Origin of the sequence: Thalassospira sp. (assembly GCF_040218635.1) — a bacterium.
Lineage (GTDB): Bacteria > Pseudomonadota > Alphaproteobacteria > Rhodospirillales > Thalassospiraceae > Thalassospira.
Genome location: NZ_JAVJRB010000009.1, coordinates 252,426 through 273,346 on the forward strand (window position 1 = coordinate 252,426; position 20,921 = coordinate 273,346).

The following is a 20,921-nucleotide window of genomic DNA, read 5'->3' on the forward strand; positions in this document are numbered from 1 at the left end:
TGTTGTGAAGGCATTGCTTCATTACGTAAAACTTGGCGTGATTGTCGCCATATCGGGCATTTATGCAACCCCTGCCTTTGCAGATACGCAATTCCCGCAAGAACTTTCAAAGATGGTGGCACCATCTGATGACGGTTCTTTGCCCGAAGGTGCGGTGTTTGTCGATGAAAATGATGCACAGATATCCCTTAATAACCTGAAAGGTCAGGTTATTTTGGTCAATCTTTGGGCGACATGGTGTGTGCCCTGCGTCAAGGAAATGCCCGAACTTGATCAGTTGGCGGCTGAAATGGCGGGAAAGCCGTTTCGGGTTTTAGCACTTAGTCAGGATCGTGGCGGGGCCGCAGCGGTCACGGAATTCTTTGAAAAGAACGGAATCGAGCATTTAGATGTCGTGCTTGACCCGCGGGGCTCGACCGCACGCCAGATGGGCGCACGGGGACTGCCCACCAGTTTTATCATTGATGGTAACGGGGTTATCCGCGGCAAGCTTGAAGGCATTGCCCGTTGGGATGCGCCAGCGGTGATTACGTATTTTGATGGCCTGATCGCGGAAATGTCTTAGGCAACTTTTTCGGTTAGCTGGCTGAGGCCGGGTCTTCAAGCAGTGCCAATACTTGTTCAAGGGTTGGTGCCGCATCGCCAGCCCCGTTGCGCGTGGTCGACAACGCCCCGGTGGCACAGGCAAAGCGCACAGCATCCGCAAGGTCCTGTCCGCCATGAAGCGCAACGGCAAGCCCGGCATTAAAGCAATCCCCGGCACCGACCGTATCAATGGCGCTGACCGCAAAGGACGGCACCAGTCCGATTTGACCATCAGATGAATAAAACGCACCTTTGCCGCCCATTTTTATAATGACGGTTTCTGGTCCCATTTCATGGAGCTTGTTGGCCGCAATGGTTGCGGTTGCCATATCGACGGGATCAATTCCCGTCATGGCCAGACATTCGCTGCTGTTTGGCGTGACAATATTGGTCAGGGCCAAAAGATCACGCATCACCATGTGATCCGGGACGGGGGCAGGGTCCAGAATGACCTTCGCATGGCCTTCGCGGGCATATTTTATCGCGCAATCGACGGCAACGACCGGGCATTCAAGCTGCAATAGTAAAAAGTCACAATCGCGCAGGTGGCTTTGTTTTTCATGCAGATCGCCACGCGTCATCGTCATATTCGCGCCGCCGACCACCGTGATCATGTTTTCACCGGCGGTATCAATGGAAATCAGGGCGGTACCGGTTTGAGCACCATCTGCGATGATCAGATGGCTGGTATCAAGCCCCTCGTTTGACAGGGTAGCAAGCAGTTGACGGCCAAGAACGTCATCCCCGATTTTGGAAATGAAAATTGGCGAAACGCCAAGGCGGTTAACCGCCAGTGCCTGATTGCAACCTTTGCCGCCGGGACCGGATTTGTATTCCTTGGCCAGAACGGTTTGCCCCGGCTGCGGAAGCTTTGTCACGCGCGCGGCAAAATCAATGTTAGAGCTTCCGACAACTGCAATACCCATGACCTATCCAAATAGAATAAAAACTATACCATTAAACTAATATTGGTATTAGATCAGTGGTTTAAAGTCGTAGAAAGGCAAATTGCCCCACAATCACGAAAAATCTTTACCGGGATTTGAATTTGGCGATTTCAGGTCGGGGTGAATTCGTCTGAAAGGGCGGCATAAAGGCGTTTAAACTTGGCAAAACGTGGCTGATAGGATGCGTGTCGGGCTTGATTGGGCTCAATGACCTCTTCAATGACCGGTTTCAGACACACATCTTCGGGGAGTTCTTTGGTCAGTGCCAATCGTCCCAAACGTGCCGCCCCAAATGCCGGGCCCTTTGCGGCCCCTTCATAACGGGCAAGGGGCGTTCCCATAATATCGGAAATCAACTGTATCCAGTATCGGCTGCGCGCACCGCCGCCAATAACGCCTGGCAATTCACAATGTGCCCCTGCGGCATGCAGGCGTGATTGGGCATCGGACAATGCAAAGGCGACACCTTCAAGGGTTGATTGCACCATCATTTCCCGGTTGCTGTCACTGCCAAGGCCAAAGAAAACCCCACGCGCATAAGGATTGTTATGCGGGGTGCGTTCCCCGTTCAGATAAGGCAGGAACAAAATGTCAGAGGGGGCGGTATGTTGTGCCTCAACCCGGCGCAGCAACGCGCCAATGTCGGATTCTCCCAAAAGATTTGCCGCCCATTGCAGGCAACTAGCGCCATTCAGCAACACGGCCATCTGGAACCAGTGTTGCGGGATCGCGTGGGTGAAGCTGTGCAGCAGTTCTTTGGGTTTTGGCCGGTATTTGTCCGATGCGACGAATATCTGTGACGATGTGCCAAGCGAGATAAAGCCATCCCCATGACTGACCGCACCTACACCGATGCCACCGGTCGCCGCATCACCGCCGCCGCCGGCAATAATCACGTTGCGGCCCATGCCCCATCGATTGGCAAGGTCAGGGAAAAGGGTTCCGGTGACGTCCGATCCTTCGACCAGTTTTGGTAACTGATCCATGCTTAGGCAGCAGGCATCAATCGCCGCGTGATTCCAGCTTCGACTTTCTTCATCAAGCCAAAGGGTGCCTGCGGCATCCGACATCTCGGTCACTTTGTCGCCCGACAGGCAAAAACGGATGTAATCCTTGGGCAGCAGGATGGTTTTGATTTTGGCAAACAGATCAGGTTCGTGTTTTTTCAACCAGATCAGTTTCGGGGCGGTCATGCCCGGCATGGTGGCGACACCGGCCTGAATGCCGAGATCGGGCAAGGCTTGATCCAGTTCTTCACATTCACGCATGGCCCGACCATCATTCCAAAGAATGGCCGGTCGCAGCGGCATGTCATCGGCACCAAGCAAGGTTGCACCATGCATCTGTCCAGACAGGCCAATGGCGCGTGTGGCGGCAATTGCGGTGGGGTTTTGGGCCGTGAGCGCATCAATCGCGCCCAAGGTCGCCTGCCACCAGTCACCCGGGTTCTGTTCGCTCCAGAACGGATGAGGGGTCGAAACAGATAATGGGATATCGGCCTCGGCAACTGTGGCCGAGTTTTCGTCAATAAGCAGTGCCTTGACCGCTGATGTGCCGACATCAATTCCGAGGAACATTTTCGGACCGCCTCCAGACGTTTTTTATCATTCTATCCCGACATTGCGATTGTGCGGGTTGATGTGATCTTTATTCCAGATGCTTGGTGGCTTGATTGCAACAAAAAAAGCCGCTGCAATCCGCAGCGGCTTTGATTTGATATGCGAACAAGCCGCGCTCAACCCCTTAGCGGGTCGGGACCGGCTCATCACCGCTATAGTCATAGAAGCCGCGGCCAACCTTACGGCCAAGCCATCCAGCTTCGACATATTTAACCAGCAACGGGCACGGGCGGTACTTGGTGTCTGCCAAACCGTCATGCAGGACATGCATGATCGAAAGACAGGTATCCAGACCGATAAAGTCTGCCAGCTGTAGCGGCCCCATCGGGTGATTGGCACCCAGTCGCAATGCGGTATCGATGGATTCGACATTCCCCACACCTTCATAAAGGGTGTAGATCGCTTCGTTGATCATCGGCAGCAAGATGCGGTTGACGATGAAAGCCGGGAAATCTTCGGCACTTGCCGTGTCTTTGCCGAGTTTCTTGGTCAGTTCATGAATTGTGCGATAGGTCGTTTCATCGGTGGCAATGCCGCGGATCAGCTCTACCAGCTTCATCAGCGGCACCGGGTTCATGAAATGCATGCCCATGAACTTCGACGGGCGGTCCGTATAGGACGCCAGGCGGGTTACCGAGATCGAAGATGTGTTGGTCGCGATGATGGCTTCGGGGCCAAGAACCGGACAAAGAGCTTTGAAAATCTGTTTTTTGACTTCTTCATTCTCTGTCGCGGCCTCGATCACAAGATCGCAGCCTGTCAGGAATGAATAGTCCGTCCCGGTTGAGATAAGCGCAATCGCAGCATCTTTTTGCGCTGCGGTAATTTGCTCTTTCTTGACCTGACGGTCCATGTTCTTTTCCATCAAGCCAATCGCCTTATCAAGGGCGTCCTGCGAGATGTCGAGAATTCGGACGTCGTAACCGGCCAATGCGACCACATGAGCAATGCCATTGCCCATTTGACCGGCGCCGATTACGCCAATGGTTTTGATATCTTCCAACGAAGCCATTTGTTCCCCACTCGTCCCCTTAGGGTCAAAACAATAGAATTCACTGTTTTGACCCTAAATGGGATCAGATTATTTGTCGAGTTCACTCGCCAGTGCGGGAAGGGCTTCGAACAGGTCACTGACAAGGCCGTAATCGGCTACCGAGAAGATCGGTGCTTCTTCGTCCTTGTTAATTGCGACAATGACCTTGCTGTCCTTCATACCGGCAAGGTGCTGAATAGCACCGGAAATGCCTACAGCAATGTATAGCTGCGGTGCAACAACTTTGCCGGTTTGGCCAACTTGCCAGTCATTCGGAGCGTATCCGGCATCAACCGCAGCGCGTGATGCGCCGATTGCAGCGCCAAGTTTGTCAGCAATCGGTTCGATCAGGTGGAAGTTTTCACCCGATCCCATGCCGCGACCACCAGAAATGACAACTTTGGCAGCGGTCAGTTCAGGGCGTTCCGACTCGGTCAGTTCAGCGCCGACAAAGCTTGATTTGCCAGCATCGGTAACCGTTGAAACATCTTCGATCGATGCAGAACCACCTTCGGCGGCAACCGGATCAAAGCCCGTGGTACGGACAGTGATCAGTTTGATCGGGTCAGATGACTGCACGGTCGCCAATGCGTTACCGGCATAAATCGGACGGACAAATGTATCGGCACTTACAACATCGGTGATGTCGGAAATCTGTGCGACGTCTTTCAGTGCCGCAACGCGCGGCATGAAGTTTTTGCCAGAAGTCGATGCCGGAACCAGAACGTGGCTGTAATCACCGGCCAGTTCGGAAACAAGGCCTGCGATGTTTTCTGCCAGGAAATGGCCATAGGCGGCATTGTCTGCGACCAGAACCTTGGAAACGCCATCAACTTTGGCAGCCGTTTCAGCAACGCCGCGGCAGTTTTCACCGGCAACGAGGATGGTGATGTCGCCACCGATTTTCTGTGCAGCAGCAACGGTGTTAAGCGTGCCACCCTTCAGTTCGGTATTGTCGTGTTCGGCAATAACAAGAATGCTCATTTGAATGATCCCCGCTTAGATAACTTTTGCTTCGTTGCGCAGCTTGTCGACAAGCTCGGCAACATCAGCAACTTTGACGCCTGCCTGACGTGATGGCGGTTCCGTCACTTTCAGGGTTTTAAGGCGCGGCGCGGTATCAACACCAAGGTCAGCCGGGGTCATTGTATCAAGCGGCTTCTTCTTGGCTTTCATGATGTTCGGCAGGGACGCATAACGCGGCTCGTTGAGGCGCAAGTCAGTGGTCACAATTGCCGGAAGATCAAGTTTAACGGTCTCAAGACCGCCATCGACTTCGCGGGTGACATCCATTTTGCCATCAGCAATGGCAACCTTGGAAGCAAACGTGCCCTGCGGCCAATCCAGAAGTGCAGCCAGCATCTGACCGGTCTGGTTGGCATCATCGTCAATTGCCTGTTTACCCAGGATCACAAGATCCGGGCTTTCCTTGGCAACGACTTCTTTCAGGAGCTTTGCAACAGCAAGCGGTTGCAGTTCGTCGTCGGTTTCGACCAGAATGCCGCGATCGGCACCCATAGCCAGAGCAGTGCGGAGTGTTTCCTGACACTGCTTAACGCCGAGAGACACAGCAACCACTTCGGTCGCAGTACCTGCTTCTTTGAGGCGGATGGCCTCTTCAACGGCGATTTCGTCAAACGGGTTCATGGACATTTTGACGTTGTTCAATTCAACGCCAGACTGGTCCTGTTTGACTCGGATCTTGACGTTGTAATCCACAACGCGCTTAACGGCGACAAGAACCTTCATGACAGACCTGTTCGTTTTTGTTGTCGAAACTATAGGCTTTCTGCTCCCTGCACGGGCAGTTTGCGGTGGGCCCGGATGTTACTGGTTTCCCCGCGATGCACAATAGGGAGTGCGATACGGGTTGTCAATTTACGTAAAGAGGTTAACGTTAACGATAACTTCTTCACTAAAATTTTGATGCCCTTCTATAATCTTGATACGGGACAAATCCGCCAATTAACAGGGATTTGTCCAATATTTTTCCTTATCTCGTCAGTCCCGGTTTCCACAAGATATCGTCTTTTCCGCCATTGTTTGCGTGACGGGCCAGGACAAACATATGGTCGGAAAGCCGGTTGATATAGCGCACGGCTTCGGGGTTGATGGCCTCGATTCCCGCCAATGCGACCATCAGGCGTTCGGCACGGCGCGATACAGTGCGTGCGATGTGAAGCTGGGCCGAAAGCGCACTGCCACCGGGCAAGACAAAGGATTTCAACGGATCAAGATGTTCGTTGATCTGATCAATCTCTTGTTCCAGCCGTTCGGTTTGTTTGGCGATGATGCGCAATGCCGGCTGTTCCGGATTGTCATTCGTGCCATCGCCGGGCGTGCATAAATCCGCACCGAGATCAAAAAGATCGTTCTGGATTCGCGCCAGCATGTCATCGAGATCGCCGGTGGCATGAAGACGGGCAACGCCAATGACAGCATTGGTTTCATCCACGGTGCCATAGGCCTCGACGCGAATGTCGTTCTTGAGAACGCGTGTGCCATTGCCAAGGGCGGTTTTGCCCTTGTCACCGGATTTTGTATAAATACGTGTCAGTTGAACCATGTGCCGTCCGTTATGTCGCGAATGTGGATAAATATCCGGGCCGGGTTATTTCCTGGGTTATTTCCCAAGTGCCATCAAAGACAGAATAAACAAAAGCAAAAGCGCGCCTGCCTGAAGCAGGACACGGAGCTGCATCAGCTTGTTGGATTTTCGGGCATCGTTTCCGCGTGCCATGGATATGATGCCGAGAACCAGAACAACGGCGACAGCGGCCATCGCCAGCAAAGCACCGATCTGAAGAAATGCAGCCATTCTTGGTCTTCCTTGTTCCTGCCTGAGGACTTATGCCGTCATCGGGGTTTTGCAATAACGGGAAATCGCAAAGATTAATCTATATGTCGTTGGGTCGGTTTGTATCAGGCGACGACATGCTGCGCCAAGCAGCCTTTATAGGCAACCGGCGTTGGGAAATTTTTGGATTATTCGGACGTTTTATCCAAAAGAAATGCCCGACGATCAATGTTGAACGTCTTGATACGCGATGCCAGCGTGGTCGGTTTAATATCAAGAAGGGCGGCAGCACCCCCTTGGCCAAAAATCTTTCCGCGTGTTTCGGTCAGGGCATGAATGATGTTGTTGCATTCGTTCTGGCGCAATTCATCGCGGGTTAGAATGGCTTTTTCGGGGATGTCGGTTTGATCGACCGCAGTGTCGATCAGTTTTCGACTGTCGCGCCCGCCGGTTTCAGGCAGGTCGAAATGGAGTTTGCCGTCATGGGCAAGGATTGCGGCCCGCTCAATAACGTTTTCAAGCTCGCGGGCATTTCCCGGCCAACCGTAATTTTGCAGAACTCGGACCTGTCCCTTGGTCAGGGTGGGTTGGCTGATGTTTAGCCGCTGAGAGATGTTGCGCAGGAAATGGGTCGCCAGTGGCGGGATATCGTCGGTGCGTTCACGCAATGGGCGGCATTCGATCGGAAAAACGTTCAGGCGGAAATAAAGGTCTTCGCGGAAACGCCCTTGGCGGACTTCTTCTTTAAGGTCGCGGTTGGTTGCGGCGACCAGACGCACATTGACCTCACGGGTGCGCTCTTCGCCGATGCGTTCAAATTTTTGATCCTGCAAAACACGCAGCAGCTTGCCCTGAAGCTCCAGCGGGATTTCCCCGACTTCATCCAAAAACAATGTCCCGCCATCTGCCAGTTCAAACCGCCCCACGCGATCACGTATGGCGCCTGTAAAGGCACCGCGAACATGGCCGAAAAATTCGCTTTCAAAAAGTTCATGGGGAATGGCAGCACAGTTTACGCGCACCAAGACGCGATCTGATCGGGTGCTGGCCTGATGGATGGCGCGTGCGATCAGTTCTTTCCCTGTTCCGGATTCACCCGTGATCAGAACGTTGGCATCGGTTGGGGCAACAAGATCAATCTGTTTTAAGGCCCCCTGAATGGCATCGGACTGACCGATGATTTCGTGATGATTGTTGGTCGACAGAATTTCTTCCTGCAGATAGGCGTTTTCAAGTTCAAGCCGTTCACGCAGGCGATCAACCTCGGCCAGTGCGGCATGCAGTTTTTCTTCCGCAATTTTACGTTCTGTAATATCGCGAAAAACAATCACCGCCCCAATAACAAGCCCATGGTCGCGAATAGGGGTGGAGGTATATTCGACCCGGATCGGCTTTCCGTCACTGCGCCAGAAAACTTCGTCATCGACGCGCCGGACAATTCCTTCGCGGAATGCATTGTAAATCGGGCATTGTTCGGCGTGATAGGGTTCGCCGTCGACATGGGAATGGTGAATGATCGAATGGATTTCCCGGCCAACAAGTTCGTCCGCTGTCCAGCCCAACATACGTTCGGCCGCCGGATTAACAAACGTTGTGATGCCGTCGCTATTGACCCCGTAAATGCCTTCGCCAGCCGCACCTAGAATTAGCTGGTTCTCACGTTCAATTTCGCGGAAAAAACGTTCTGCGCGGCGCCATTCTGAAATGCCTTCGCGCAGGTAATCATCTGCCTCTGAATCGACATCGCGACGATGGCGTGCATCAAGGTCGGAAATGGTGATGGTCAGGTATTCTTCTTCATTGAGCGTGATCGCGCGGGCTTCGTGTTCAAGCTTTAACTCCGACCCGTCCGGGCGGGTCAAATCCAGCCCGCGTGTCCAGGCAAAGCCATGGTAAAGGGCTGCCTGACTGAAAACGACAAGGCTGGGGACCTGTCCTTTGTGCAGGGCACTCATCTTTGATGATTTCAGGGTGTCTATACTGCGGCCCAGCAGATTGGCAGCAGCATCATTGGCAAAAATGATGCTGTCGGTTTTTGGATGAACCAATAATGTTGGATGCGTGTGGGCCAAAAGTGCCTGAAGGTGAAGTGTCTCCAAAGGCATTGAAATAGGCTGAATTACATCGCTATCCATCTAAATTCCTACGAAAAATCGTATTAATAATTACGAAAATTCGTAAATTACGATTTTTCGTATCACCTGAGGATGCCAGCCTTAATAGGTAGAGTCCAGCGTTTCCAACGAAACTGCTGCGCTGCAACAAGTTGGCACGCTGGTTGCTCTTACCCCTTGTGAATATCTGATGCTGCCTGATCCGGGTGGCGTAACAACAGGGGGTGATCATATGTCAGTCAAAAGTCTGGGCGATCCATTCAGTGGGGATGCTGACCTTCGGCACAGCAAATCATGTGGCTGTGAGGTTTGTGCATCGAATGGGGAGCACAAACACGCATCACATGCGGCGCAAGGTCATGGCGCAGAACTCGATCTTGCTAAAATGCCAGCACATAGTGATATGGGCGATTTGGCGGATACGACACCGGGCAGCAGTGAAGAGATGCTTGATCGCGCAATCGACAGTGCGATTGTCCGGTCCGTCTTTGGGCATGACGAAATTTCGCGGCGTTCTTTTGCCAAGATGGTTGGCGGTACCACCATGATGGCCGCTTTGGGATCTGTTCTGCCGATTGATAAGGTCAAGGCAGCGATCCTTGATGATCTGGGCAAGCCTGAAAAATCCAAACTGAATATTGGCTTTGTTCCGATTACCTGCGCCACACCGATCATTATGGCCCAGCCGATGGGCTTTTATGAAAAATACGGCCTTGATGTTGATGTGATCAAGACAGCCGGTTGGGCGGTTGCGCGCGACAAGTCATTGAACAATGAATATGACGCCTCGCATATGTTGACCCCGATGCCATTGGCGATCTCGATGGGGGCCGGGTCCACGGCAACACCGTTCCTGATGCCAGCGGTTGAAAACATCAATGGTCAGGCCATCGTGCTGCATAACGATCACCTTGATAAACGTGATCCAAAACAGTGGAAAGGCTTCAAGTTTGGTGTGCCGTTCGAATATTCGATGCACAACTTCTTGCTGCGCTATTACGTTGCCGAACATGGGCTGGACCCGGACAAGGACATTCAGATCCGTGTCGTTCCGCCGCCCGAGATGGTTGCAAACCTGCGTGCCGGGAACCTTGATGGCTATCTGTCACCGGATCCGTTTAATCAGCGCGCTGTTTGGGAAAAAATCGGCTTCCTGCACACCCTGACCAAGGATATCTGGGAAGGTCATCCATGCTGTGCATTTGCCTGTTCCAAGGCGTTTTCGGAAGAACTTCCAAACACCTATGGCGCGCTTTTGAAATCGATCATTGATGCGACTCAATACGCATCCAAAGCGGAAAATCGCAAAGAAATCTCGGCCGCAATTGCACCGGCAAACTATCTGAACCAACCGGTTCCCGTGATCGAACAGGTTCTGACCGGGCGCTATGCTGATGGCCTGGGGGCAGTTCTGAATGTCCCGGACCGCATCGATTTCGATCCGTTCCCATGGCATTCGATGGGGGTCTGGATTTTGACCCAGATGAAACGCTGGGGCTATATCGAAGGCGACATTGATTACAAGAAAATCGCCGAAGAAGTCTATGTCGCAGCCGATTGCGCCAAGGTCATGAAAGAACTTGGCTATGAAGCACCGACCGAGACTTACAAAACCTATAGCATCATGGGCAAGACTTTCGACCCTGATGAGCCTGAAGCCTATGTGAACAGCTTTGCCATTGGTAAAGGGGTAAGCTGACATGCTGGCATCTTTAAATGCCAGGGCTTTGCTTTTGTCTCTCGTGTTGCTGGCGGTTCTCCTTGGGTTATGGGAGGCCGCCAGCCCGAAGCAGCAACTTGCCGGCGAACTTACCGAATATGAATTGCTGATGGGCGGGGGCGAGCCAAAAGCGGCTGTGCCACCCCCCTCGGCCGTCTTCGCCAAAGCGTGGGAAGAACTGAGCGATCCTTTCTATGATGCCGGTCCCAATGACAAGGGAATTGGCATTCAGATCGGCTATTCGCTGTATCGGGTTCTGAGCGGTTATTTCCTTGCCGCAGCGATTGCCATTCCGGTCGGTTTTTTAATCGGGATGTCGCCATTGATGTACAAGGCGCTTGATCCCTTCATTCAGGTGCTTCGGCCGATATCGCCTTTGGCCTGGATGCCGCTTGCGCTGTTTGTCATTCAGGACAGTCAGGCATCGGCGATCTTTGTCATTTTCATCTGTTCGATCTGGCCCATGCTGATCAATACAGCCTTTGGTGTGGCCGGGGTTCGCAAGGACTGGGTCAATGTTGCGCGAACGCACGAACTTGGCGCGCTTAAAACAGCATGGATCGTGATTTTGCCCGCGGCTGCCCCGACGATCTTGACCGGTATGCGAATTTCAATCGGCATTGCATGGCTGGTTATTGTTGCCGCCGAGATGCTCGTGGGCGGTACCGGGATTGGCTACTACGTCTGGAACGAATGGAACAATCTTGATCTGACCAGTGTGGTGTTCTCGATCCTCGTGATTGGTGTTGTCGGCATGCTGCTTGATACCGCCTTTGCCTATTGCGCACGCCTTGTGCAGTACCAGGAATAAGGAGACCTGAAATGTCGACACCATTCCTGAGCGTACAGAATCTAAGCAAACGGTTTAAGGCACCCAAGGGTGAAGAAGCCCTCACCGTGTTTGAAAACGTCAATCTTGGCATTGAGAAGGGCGAGTTCGTTTGCATTATCGGCCATTCCGGCTGTGGAAAATCGACGATCCTTAACATTCTCGCCGGGCTTGATGAACCAAGCGACGGCGGGGTGATCATGAACGGCAAGGAGGTATCGGGGCCAAGTCTTGATCGCGGCATCGTGTTTCAGAACTATTCCCTGCTGCCTTGGCTGTCGGCCTTGAAAAACGTGACCTTTGCCGTCCAGGCACGTCACAAGTCCTGGAGTAAAAAGCAGGTCCACGAACACTCGATGAAATATCTTGAGATGGTTGGCTTGGCCGGTGGTGCCGAACTTCGCAAACCGTCTCAATTGTCGGGTGGGATGCGTCAGCGGGTATCGATTGCCCGCGCCTTCGCGATCCAGCCGGAACTGTTGCTGCTGGATGAGCCATTTGGGGCACTTGATGCGCTTACCCGTGGCAGCATTCAGGACGAACTGATCCGGATCTGGTCGGGTTCAGATCAGACCGTGTTCATGATTACCCATGACGTGGATGAGGCAATCTTGCTGGCGGACCGTATTTTGCTGATGACCAACGGGCCTTATGCCCGTGTTGCTGAATCGGTCCAGGTCGAAATTCCGCGTCCGCGCGAACGGGCCAACATCATTCACCATTCCGACTATTACGACATCCGAAATCACCTTGTCGAATTCCTTGCCACCCGCTCCAAGGCGCTTGCGGGTAAGCAGGAAGATGGCGGTAGCTCTGAGCCGTCCATCGTTCGGTTCGGCGCGCACGGGGTGCTTTCGGACCCGAAGGATAACCGCAAACCTGCTGTCAGTCGGGCTAAATAAACCAGATCCAAACGTTGATTACCGAGAAGGAGAAAAGCTGTGAAAAAAGCAGATGTCAAAGAAATGATCATCGAAGCCAAAAAGGCCAAAGGTCTTGGCTGGGAAGAAGTTGCAAGCAAGATCGGTATGTCGCCGGTCTGGACGACCTCGGTTTGTTTCGGCATGAATTCCGCGCCAAAGGACAAAGCCGATATGTTGGTTGCCCTGTTTGATCTTCCGCCAGAAGCATCGGCCGTCATCCAGGAATGCCCGATGAAAATCTGGGATCAGGCGGTTCCGACCGATCCGGCGATATATCGCCTGTATGAAATCGTCGGTGTTTACGGCGAAACCATCAAGGAAATCATCCACGAGAAATTCGGCGATGGCATCATGAGTGCCATTGATTACGAGATGTATATCGAGCGCAAGGAAGACCCGAAAGGTGACCGGGTTGTGATCACGCTTGATGGTAAGTTCCTGAAATATCGGGCTTGGTAACCAAAGCGGACCGGTGAGCCTATCACCGGGTACGAGCAAACTTAAAAGACGAAGCCGGTCTGCCATAAGCAGGCCGGTTTCGGTATGTCAGACGATCGGGTGGGGCGTGCGGAATGCCAGTCCAACGAGGTTGGGAAACAATCAGTTGCCATATTGCCGGTGGCACAATCGATGTGGTGCGCTACATGTTATGGTCAATGACATCAATAAGCGCATTGACTTAGAAAGGGCGATACCATGGGTGATCTTTCCAATTTCGGCATTACCAAACGCTGGCCTGCCAAAAATCCCGATATTATTCAGCTTTATTCCCTGCCGACCCCAAACGGGGTGAAGGTTTCCATCATGCTTGAGGAAACCGGTCTGGATTATGAGCCGCATCTGATCAATATCGGCGAGGACGAGACCTGGACTCCGGAATTCCTGTCCTTGAACCCCAATGGCAAAATCCCGGCGATCATTGATCCGAATGGCCCGAATGGTGAGCCGTTTGCCCTGTTTGAATCCGGGGCAATCATTCAATATCTGGCCGAAAAAACTGGTAAGTTTTTGCCAACCAATCCGGCCAAGCGTATGGAAACCATTCAGTGGGTTTATTTCCAGATGGCCGGTCTTGGCCCGATCTTTGGACAGCTTGGATTCTTCCATAAATTTGCCGGTAAAGACATCGAAGACAAACGTCCGCGTGACCGCTATGTCAATGAATCCAAACGCCTGCTTGGCGTGCTTGAAACCCGTCTGGAAGGGCGTGACTGGATTATGGGCGATGACTACACCATTGCCGATATCGCAAGTCTTGGCTGGGTGCGTAACCTGGTCGGGTTCTATGACGCGGGTGATCTGGTTGAATTTGATAAACTGGTCAATGTCCCGGCATGGCTTGCCCGGGGGCTTGAACGTCCTGCGGTTCAACGCGGGCTGAACATTCCGTCACGCGATTAACGGTTTGAAAAATTGACCGGATGGTCAGAAATGCTTTCCATCCGGTCACGCTCCCATTAACTAGTGGGGAATTCATTCGCCCACGAAGTTAAGAGAATTATCCATGACCAGCCGAATCAAGGACGCCACCCTTGCCAACCAGATCAATGACGAAACGCTTGCATGGCGTGAAGTGATTTGTCCGGTCACGGCAAAATACGGAAATTATGTTGCCAAGCGTGACCTGCGCGACAAAACGATTGTCAGTTTCCAACATGTCTTGGAAGACACCATTCCGACCTTGCTGCCATTTGTGAAGGCCGGTGCTAAGGTCAAGGTTGGTGCATGTAATCCTGATAGTACCGACGACGTCGCAGCAGCCTATCTGGCGGCCAACGGTGTCGAAGTGCATGCCTTTTCCGGGATGAGCCCGGACGAATATGCCAAAAGCATCGATATCCTGTCGTCCGAGCCTGCTGACATTGTCGCGGATATGGGCGGGGAATTGATCGAGGCATTTGTTCAAAAGGGCCAGAAGGTTGATGGCGCACTTGAAGCCACCACAACCGGTGTGCATCGGGTTGAGAAACTTGATTATTCCTTCCCGGTCTTTAACTGGAACGATATCGCGATCAAGGACCGCCTGCATAACCGTCATCATGTCGCACAGGAAATGTGGCCGGTCTTTTCCAATGTAACCGGTCTGGCACTTTATGGTCGTTCCGTTCTTGTGGTTGGCTTTGGTCCGGTGGGGCGCGGTGTTGCCGAACGTGCGCGTAATCTTGGTGCGGTGGTATCGGTTGCCGAACGTGATCCTGTGCGCGCACTTGAAGCCCAGCACCATGGCTGCCGCGTGGTTGGCCTTGAAGACGGGCTCAAGGAAAATGCGATCATTGTCACTGCCACGGGTCTTTCGGGCATTCTGGGCGAACAACAGATCAAACAGGCCCGTCGGGGTGCCGTATTGGTCAATGTCGGCCATTCAAACACCGAGATTGATGTTGCATGGCTTGATGGACAAAACCGCACGAAAATGCGCCGCTACATTGAACGGTTCGATCTCGATAACGGCCGTGAAGTCTATCTTCTGAACCGGGGCAGTCTTTTGAATCTTGCACCGGGTATGGGTGGGTCGGGCAAGGATCTGTTTGATCCGTTTTCCGCCATCCTTATTCGCGGGATTGACTGGCTGGCATCTGGTGGTGCGGCATCGTTCAAGCCGGGATTTTATGACTATCCGGCCGAGATCGAACGCGAAATCGCAGAAGCCATTTTGCATTCTCACAGCTAATCCGTTCAACCCGATCTGATCAGTTAAACGTAAATGTAAAACACCCCGGCCAGATGACCGGGGTGTTTTGTTTTTATTGTTCGCTCGTTTCCAAATTGTCAGGCGCGATAGCCAATCCGTAAATTGCCCCATTGTTCGCCATTGACCATGATCGGAACGTCGCATTCTTTCATGAAGACAACAGAATTCCCCATGTCGCGGAAATAGGTTTGCAGAAGATGCGGTTTGGTATTGCGGGCCGCCATCAGACCGGCGCGGTCGTCAAAGATGCGCCGGTTGCGGCAATTGCCCATGTTCCATGCCGGTTCACCGGGTTTTTGTGGCTGGCTGTAAATCTTGTTATGGGTTGGCAGATACCCGTTTGAATCCACCCCAGCGGCAAAGACAATGTGTTTGTCTTTGGCAAGAATGGCTTCTTGAAGCGGGGTGAAGTTGCGATCCGTGAACGGGATATAGGGGGTCATGAACTGTTTCGGATCACTGTCTGCTATCGCTTCATAGCGCGGGCTAAACAGATCGTCGCGGGTGATTTCCTTGTTCCGCAGTCCGGTTTCAAGAACCTTGGCCAAATCAGTCGCCAGTTCTTTGCCGAGATCGGCAATCTTGGCGTCATGTTCATGGGTTTTCTTCATATGCCCAAGAATGACCTGATTGGCGTGATCATTCAGTTCGGTCAGTTGAACATGGGTGCCAAGCCCCGAAACCGCCTTGATGATGCCGTTCAGGATCGTGCCATCATCCATGGTAATCAAGACCGGTTTGTCGTGGTCTTTTTCACTGGCATCAATACGGGCAAGCAAACCTGCCAAGGACATATCTGCGGTAACACCGGTTCTGACATCACCGTTGCCAAAATCGACTTTGATATCAACGGCAATCGGGACGCGTTCTTCGTGACGTCGGTTTGACCCTTCGGCACTGCGCAGAACCATCCGGAACCGGTTTTCCATTTCATTGATGTCATTGCGGATGTTTGAGGCAAGAATCCGAAGGTTTTCTGCAGTTTCACTGGCGTTTTGCGATTTCGCACTGGCCAGTTCAATATCGCCGGAAATGCCCCGCATATGGGTGGAAACTTCTTGCGCACTGGTCGAGATTTCTGCAATCGCGGCGGTTTGTTGTTCTACCGATGCCGAAATATCAGACGACAGCTGGCTCACTTCGTCAATTGCTCCGCCGATGCCTTCAATGGCGGTGACGGCTTCAGACGTCGCACCTTGAATGGCGGTGATTTGCGAATTGATGTCGAGAATGGCTTTTTCGGTCTGGGTCGCAAGATTTTTGACCTCGTTTGCAACCACGGCAAATCCCTTGCCAGCATCACCGGCACGGGCGGCTTCAATGGTCGCATTCAGGGCAAGCATCTTGGTCTGATCAGAAATGCGTTTAACGATATCAACGACTTTGCCGATCTCGCTTGCCGTTTCCGACAGGCTGTTCATCGTATGGGATGTTTCCTGCGCACGGATAACGGCCTGACCTGCGATGTCGTTGGTTTTGTGAATCCGGTCGGCAATTTCGTGGCTGGAAGCTTGCAGTTCCTCGGTGGCAGAGGCCACTGTCGAGACATTGTTGCTGGCAATTTCCGTTGTTGTCGTGATGCGTTCGACCAATTGTGACAGGTCGCTGGCATCATTTTCCATGGCTTGGGCAACGTCATTGGTGCGGCCAGCCTGAAACCCGACTTCCGAGATGATGTTATCTGTTTCACGTTCGATGATTTCGGACATCGACTGGATTTCCGATACCGCACGTTGTTGCGAAATCAACGTTTGTTTGGCGGCCAGAAGGCACGCCATATCGGCCATCAAAACACAGCGGGCGGCTTCGATTAAGGTCGGGGTCGACCGCACACCTTTGGTGCGCGACGCCAGCACCGCACAGCTTGCTGCGGTTTTGTGATAGGCAAGCACCAAGCGATCCGGGGATAAGTCGGACGCGTGGTCAGCTAAAATATGGTCGTCAAAGCAATGGTTAAACTCGCTTGCGGAGGTCGCATTTGCCATTGTGCGAAATCGTTGGGCAAGGCCTTCTACATGGCTTCGCGGATCGTCGGGATCGGCGCTGCTTTGACCTGTTCCAAACAACTCTGCGACAAGACTTTCAGCAAGTTGGTCGGCATGGATGTCAAAAATGGCTTTTGCTTCAGATATACGCGCAAAGATTGTATTTTCTTGCGTTGCAGAGGCGTGGTTCATTGTAAACGTCTCTCCCTTTTCCCTGTCGGCATTTTAGCCGGTATCCCACAGATTTTTCAGGTTTCTGTTTGGACTTCTATCTAGTCTAGCACCACAGGTAAGGGCGAAATATATCATACTTTAGGTTGATATAAAAAAGTGGCCCGCCAATCCTGACGGGCCAAGTTTGGCCTCGTTGTTCACAGGGGCCACGGTTCGCAATGAATATTGTATATTTTCAATAGATTAGATGTTCATCGACCAAGGATTCCACGGGTGACAACCTGCGCCTGAATTTCGGCGGCACCTTCAAAAATGTTTAGAATGCGGGCATCACAGAGCACCCGGCTGATCTGATATTCAAGCGCATAGCCGTTTCCGCCGTGAATCTGAAGCGCGTTGTCGGCATTCGACCATGCCACGCGCGCACCGAGAAGTTTGGCCATCCCGGCTTCGATATCACAGCGGATATCCTGATCTTTTTCAAAAGCCGAGAAATAGGTTAACTGACGCGCGATCATGGTTTCGACCACCATCCAGGCGACTTTGCCGTAAACACGCGGGAAGGCATAAAGCGGTTTGGAGAACTGGACGCGATCCTTGGCATAGCGCATGCCGATCTCAAGCGCGTTTTGCGCGACCCCGACTGCACGTGCCGCCGTTTGAATGCGGGCGGATTCAAAAGTTGCCATCAACTGTTTGAAACCTTGCCCCTCTTCGCCGCCCAAAAGGTTGGCGGTCGGGACTTCAAACCCGTCAAAGGACAGCTCGTATTCCTTCATGCCGCGATAGCCAAGCACTTCGATCTCGCCACCCGACATGCCATCGGCCGGGAACGGATTGTCGTTGGTTCCGCGCGGCTTTTCAGCAAGCAACATCGACAATCCGCGATAACCGGCTTCATCCGGATTGGTGCGGGTCAAAAGGGTCATCAGATCGGACCGGGCAGCATGGGTGATCCATGTCTTGTTACCGGTCACCTTATAGTGATCGCCGTCCCTGACCGCACGGGTGCGCAAATGGGCAAGGTCCGATCCGTTATTCGGTTCTGTAAATACCGCCGTTGGCAGGATTTCACCCGATGCCAGTTTGGGCAGGTAATGCTGTTTTTGTGCGTCGGTCCCGCCAAGCCGGATCAGTTCCGCGGCAATTTCCGAACGGGTGCCAAGCGACCCGACCCCAATATAACCACGCGAAAGTTCTTCGGTCACAACGCACATGGCGGTTTTTCCCATGCCAAGCCCGCCGAATTCTTCGGGGATGGTCAGGCCAAACACGCCAAGTTCGGACATCTCATTGACGATTTCAATCGGGATCAATTCATCGCGTTCATGCCAGCCATGGGCATGCGGGGATACTTTCTCATCAACAAAACGCCGGAACTGGTCGCGGACCATATCAAGTGTTTCATCTTCAAGCCCGGTTTCACCAAACTGACCCGTATCAAGACTGTCTTCAATTTCCTTGGCAATTGCCCGGCGGACCACATCTGAATTACCAGACGTGGCAAGGGTAATGATCGATGCATTCGCGCCAAGCGTTTTGATAAGGCTGTCGGGTAGGCCAAGGGTCGAAAGTCGAATGATTTCGCCCTGCGACATTGGAATGCCGCCCTGAATTTGGGCAAGATATTCGCCAAAGGCCGCTTGCAGGATCAACTGTTCAAGCTGGCCAAATTTGCCCTGATCTTTCAGGCGGGTTGACCATGCCTTCATCTGCTGTAACGCGGTGACATAGGTGGTGAACCAGGCAAAGCCATGGGCAGCAAACTGGTTGTCATCAAATGCTGCCGCATCAATCCGGCCATCAACAGTTACCGACGCGCGCAAAGCATTTTCAGCGGCGTCGTAAACAGGGGCCAGTGCCGCCAGCGCATCATCACACAAACGTTCGAGGTCAGGCAAAATTACGGTATCGGTCATTATGGGGTCCTCGGGTCGGCAACCGTGTGGGGCGATTGCGCTGGTCGGTATGCAAATCGAAATTCTTAAAAAGGGTGGTGGCACCCCGCACGCCGATCGGGCGAGAACGCGCTTGGGGTGCCAACAAGCAGTCTAGGGCAGGGGCGGCTTGAGGGCACAACCCCAATGTGGGATTAACCTTCGACTGCTTCTTCAAGTGTGCGCATGCCGGGGCGTTTTGCCTGAACCAGCACCGCCATGTTTCCGGGTTTGTGTTCGTTGCGCATCATCTTCATATGGGCGCGCGGGATATCATCCCAGCTAAAGACTTCGGACATGCTTGGATCGATGCGGCGTTCGATCATCAGTTTGTTGGCCTGTGCCGCCTGTTTCAGGTTGGCAAAGTGGCTGCCCTGAATACGTTTCTGGCGCATCCAGACAAACCGTGCATCAAAGGTCAGGTTAAAGCCGGTCGTTCCGGCACAGAACACAACCATGCCGCCGCGTTTCACGACATTGCACGACACCGGGAAGGTCTGTTCGCCCGGATGTTCAAAGACGATATCAACATCATTGCCCTTGCCGGTGATTTCCCAGATGGCCTTACCGAATTTGCGGACTTCTTTCATATAGTCGCCAAATTCCGGGCCATTGACCGTCGGCAATTGACCCCAGCAATTGAAATCCTTGCGGTTGATCACGGCCTTGGCACCAAGGCCCAGCACGAAGTCGCGTTTGCTTTCATCGGATATCACCCCGATGGCATTGGCCCCGGCGGTGGTGATCAACTGGATCGCCATGGATCCAAGTCCACCAGACGCCCCCCATACCAGAACATTATGGCCCGGACGCAGAATGTGCGGACGGTGACCAAATAGCATGCGATATGCTGTGGCAAGGGTCAGCGTGTAGCACGCACTTTCTTCCCAGGACAGGTGCTTGGGCCGCGGCATCAATTGTTGTGCCTGCACACAGGTAAACTGCGCGAACGACCCATCGGGTGTTTCATAGCCCCAGATACGCTGGGTCGGGGACAGCATCGGATCGCCGCCATTACATTCTTCGTCGTCGCCGTCATCCTGATTGCAGTGAATGACCACTTCGTCGCCGACTTTCCAGCGCGTGACCTTCGAGCCAACCGCCCAGACAATGCCTGATGCGTCCGACCCGGCAATATGGAACGGACAATCATGGGAATTAAAGACCGAAATCGGTTTGCCGAGTGACGCCCAGATACCGTTATAGTTAACGCCAGCCGCCATCACGAGAACAAGCACCTCGTGGCTATCAGGCTGGGTTACCGGCAAGACTTCGCACTGCATGGCGGTATCGGGTTCGCCGTGGCGTTCTTCGCGAATCGCCCAGGCATACATATTCTTGGGCACATGGCCGAGAGGCGGGATTTCGCCGATTTCATAAAGATCTTTTTCTTCCTGGCCGCCACGGAACGGCAACACTTCAGCACTGGTATTCATGGCCTTCACTCCTTGTTCGGGGTCGATCGGGCTGCAGGGTAATTAAATTACTATGCTGCATTGCGGTCGACGGATCCTCCAAGCCACGGAATTTATTTTATTTTCCCCGGGCATCCCCGGTGTCCTGCGG

18 protein-coding genes are annotated in these 20,921 nt (G+C 53.0%); 7 read left to right on the plus strand and 11 right to left on the minus strand.

From position 1 onward, the window contains the following. Positions 1-4: 4 nt before the first annotated feature. On the plus strand, positions 5-565 hold the full coding sequence (locus RIC05_RS08950; RefSeq protein WP_350046798.1) for a TlpA disulfide reductase family protein: 561 nt from the start codon (positions 5-7) through the stop codon (positions 563-565). A 13-nt stretch (positions 566-578) separates the two neighbouring features. On the opposite strand, the gene rbsK is transcribed toward RIC05_RS08950, so the two are convergent. The 8 genes from rbsK to RIC05_RS08990 form a co-directional block, all read right to left on the minus strand. After that, on the minus strand, positions 579-1,511 hold the full coding sequence (gene rbsK, locus RIC05_RS08955; RefSeq protein ID WP_350046799.1) for a ribokinase: 933 nt from the start codon (positions 1,509-1,511) through the stop codon (positions 579-581). A 131-nt stretch (positions 1,512-1,642) separates the two neighbouring features. After that, positions 1,643-3,109 carry a xylulokinase gene (xylB, locus tag RIC05_RS08960; RefSeq protein WP_350046800.1) on the minus strand — a complete coding sequence of 489 codons (1,467 nt, stop codon included), beginning with the start codon at positions 3,107-3,109 and terminating at the stop codon, positions 1,643-1,645. 166 nt (positions 3,110-3,275) lie between these two features. Next, entirely contained in the window at positions 3,276-4,163 is an 888-nt protein-coding gene (locus RIC05_RS08965; protein WP_350040945.1) for a 3-hydroxybutyryl-CoA dehydrogenase, read from the minus strand. A gap of 69 nt (positions 4,164-4,232) precedes the next feature. Continuing rightward, a complete protein-coding gene (locus tag RIC05_RS08970; RefSeq protein ID WP_350046801.1) occupies positions 4,233-5,168 on the minus strand; it encodes an electron transfer flavoprotein subunit alpha/FixB family protein in 936 nt (311 codons plus the stop codon). 15 nt (positions 5,169-5,183) lie between these two features. Further along, positions 5,184-5,933 (minus strand): electron transfer flavoprotein subunit beta/FixA family protein, encoded by a 750-nt coding sequence (locus RIC05_RS08975; protein WP_350040943.1) that lies wholly within the window; start codon positions 5,931-5,933, stop codon positions 5,184-5,186. A 244-nt stretch (positions 5,934-6,177) separates the two neighbouring features. Further along, on the minus strand, positions 6,178-6,750 hold the full coding sequence (locus RIC05_RS08980; protein WP_350040942.1) for a cob(I)yrinic acid a,c-diamide adenosyltransferase: 573 nt from the start codon (positions 6,748-6,750) through the stop codon (positions 6,178-6,180). A 57-nt stretch (positions 6,751-6,807) separates the two neighbouring features. Continuing rightward, positions 6,808-7,002, minus strand: coding sequence for a twin transmembrane helix small protein (locus RIC05_RS08985; RefSeq protein ID WP_350040941.1), 195 nt, complete (start codon positions 7,000-7,002; stop codon positions 6,808-6,810). 167 nt (positions 7,003-7,169) lie between these two features. Further along, positions 7,170-9,116: a sigma 54-interacting transcriptional regulator gene (locus RIC05_RS08990; RefSeq protein ID WP_350046802.1), complete on the minus strand. Its 1,947-nt coding sequence runs from the start codon at positions 9,114-9,116 to the stop codon at positions 7,170-7,172. A gap of 211 nt (positions 9,117-9,327) precedes the next feature. Here RIC05_RS08990 and RIC05_RS08995 point away from each other — a divergent pair, with 211 nt between their 5' ends. The 6 genes from RIC05_RS08995 to RIC05_RS09020 all read left to right on the plus strand — a co-directional run bounded on the left by RIC05_RS08995 (position 9,328) and on the right by RIC05_RS09020 (position 15,238). Continuing rightward, positions 9,328-10,794, plus strand: coding sequence for a CmpA/NrtA family ABC transporter substrate-binding protein (locus RIC05_RS08995; RefSeq protein ID WP_350046803.1), 1,467 nt, complete (start codon positions 9,328-9,330; stop codon positions 10,792-10,794). Position 10,795: 1 nt separating this feature from the next. Continuing rightward, positions 10,796-11,626 carry a nitrate ABC transporter permease gene (gene ntrB / locus RIC05_RS09000; RefSeq protein WP_350040938.1) on the plus strand — a complete coding sequence of 277 codons (831 nt, stop codon included), beginning with the start codon at positions 10,796-10,798 and terminating at the stop codon, positions 11,624-11,626. An 11-nt stretch (positions 11,627-11,637) separates the two neighbouring features. Next, positions 11,638-12,546 carry an ABC transporter ATP-binding protein gene (locus RIC05_RS09005; RefSeq protein ID WP_350040937.1) on the plus strand — a complete coding sequence of 303 codons (909 nt, stop codon included), beginning with the start codon at positions 11,638-11,640 and terminating at the stop codon, positions 12,544-12,546. Positions 12,547-12,585: 39 nt separating this feature from the next. Continuing rightward, the gene (gene cynS, locus RIC05_RS09010) at positions 12,586-13,026 is read left to right on the plus strand and encodes a cyanase (RefSeq protein ID WP_350046804.1); all 441 of its coding nucleotides are present in this window, start codon (positions 12,586-12,588) and stop codon (positions 13,024-13,026) included. 237 nt (positions 13,027-13,263) lie between these two features. After that, positions 13,264-13,968 carry a glutathione S-transferase N-terminal domain-containing protein gene (locus tag RIC05_RS09015; RefSeq protein WP_350046805.1) on the plus strand — a complete coding sequence of 235 codons (705 nt, stop codon included), beginning with the start codon at positions 13,264-13,266 and terminating at the stop codon, positions 13,966-13,968. Between the two features lie 103 nt (positions 13,969-14,071). Beyond that, a complete protein-coding gene (locus tag RIC05_RS09020) occupies positions 14,072-15,238 on the plus strand; it encodes an adenosylhomocysteinase (protein ID WP_350046806.1) in 1,167 nt (388 codons plus the stop codon). A gap of 98 nt (positions 15,239-15,336) precedes the next feature. Here the strand turns inward: RIC05_RS09020 and RIC05_RS09025 are convergent, their stop codons facing one another. The 3 genes from RIC05_RS09025 to ccrA form a co-directional block, all read right to left on the minus strand. Next, complete coding sequence (locus tag RIC05_RS09025) at positions 15,337-17,436, minus strand: methyl-accepting chemotaxis protein (protein ID WP_350046807.1); 2,100 nt, start codon at positions 17,434-17,436, stop codon at positions 15,337-15,339. 233 nt (positions 17,437-17,669) lie between these two features. Next, positions 17,670-19,337 carry an acyl-CoA dehydrogenase family protein gene (locus RIC05_RS09030; protein ID WP_350046808.1) on the minus strand — a complete coding sequence of 556 codons (1,668 nt, stop codon included), beginning with the start codon at positions 19,335-19,337 and terminating at the stop codon, positions 17,670-17,672. Between the two features lie 173 nt (positions 19,338-19,510). Next, on the minus strand, positions 19,511-20,791 hold the full coding sequence (ccrA, locus tag RIC05_RS09035) for a crotonyl-CoA carboxylase/reductase (protein ID WP_350040931.1): 1,281 nt from the start codon (positions 20,789-20,791) through the stop codon (positions 19,511-19,513). Positions 20,792-20,921 lie beyond the last annotated feature (130 nt).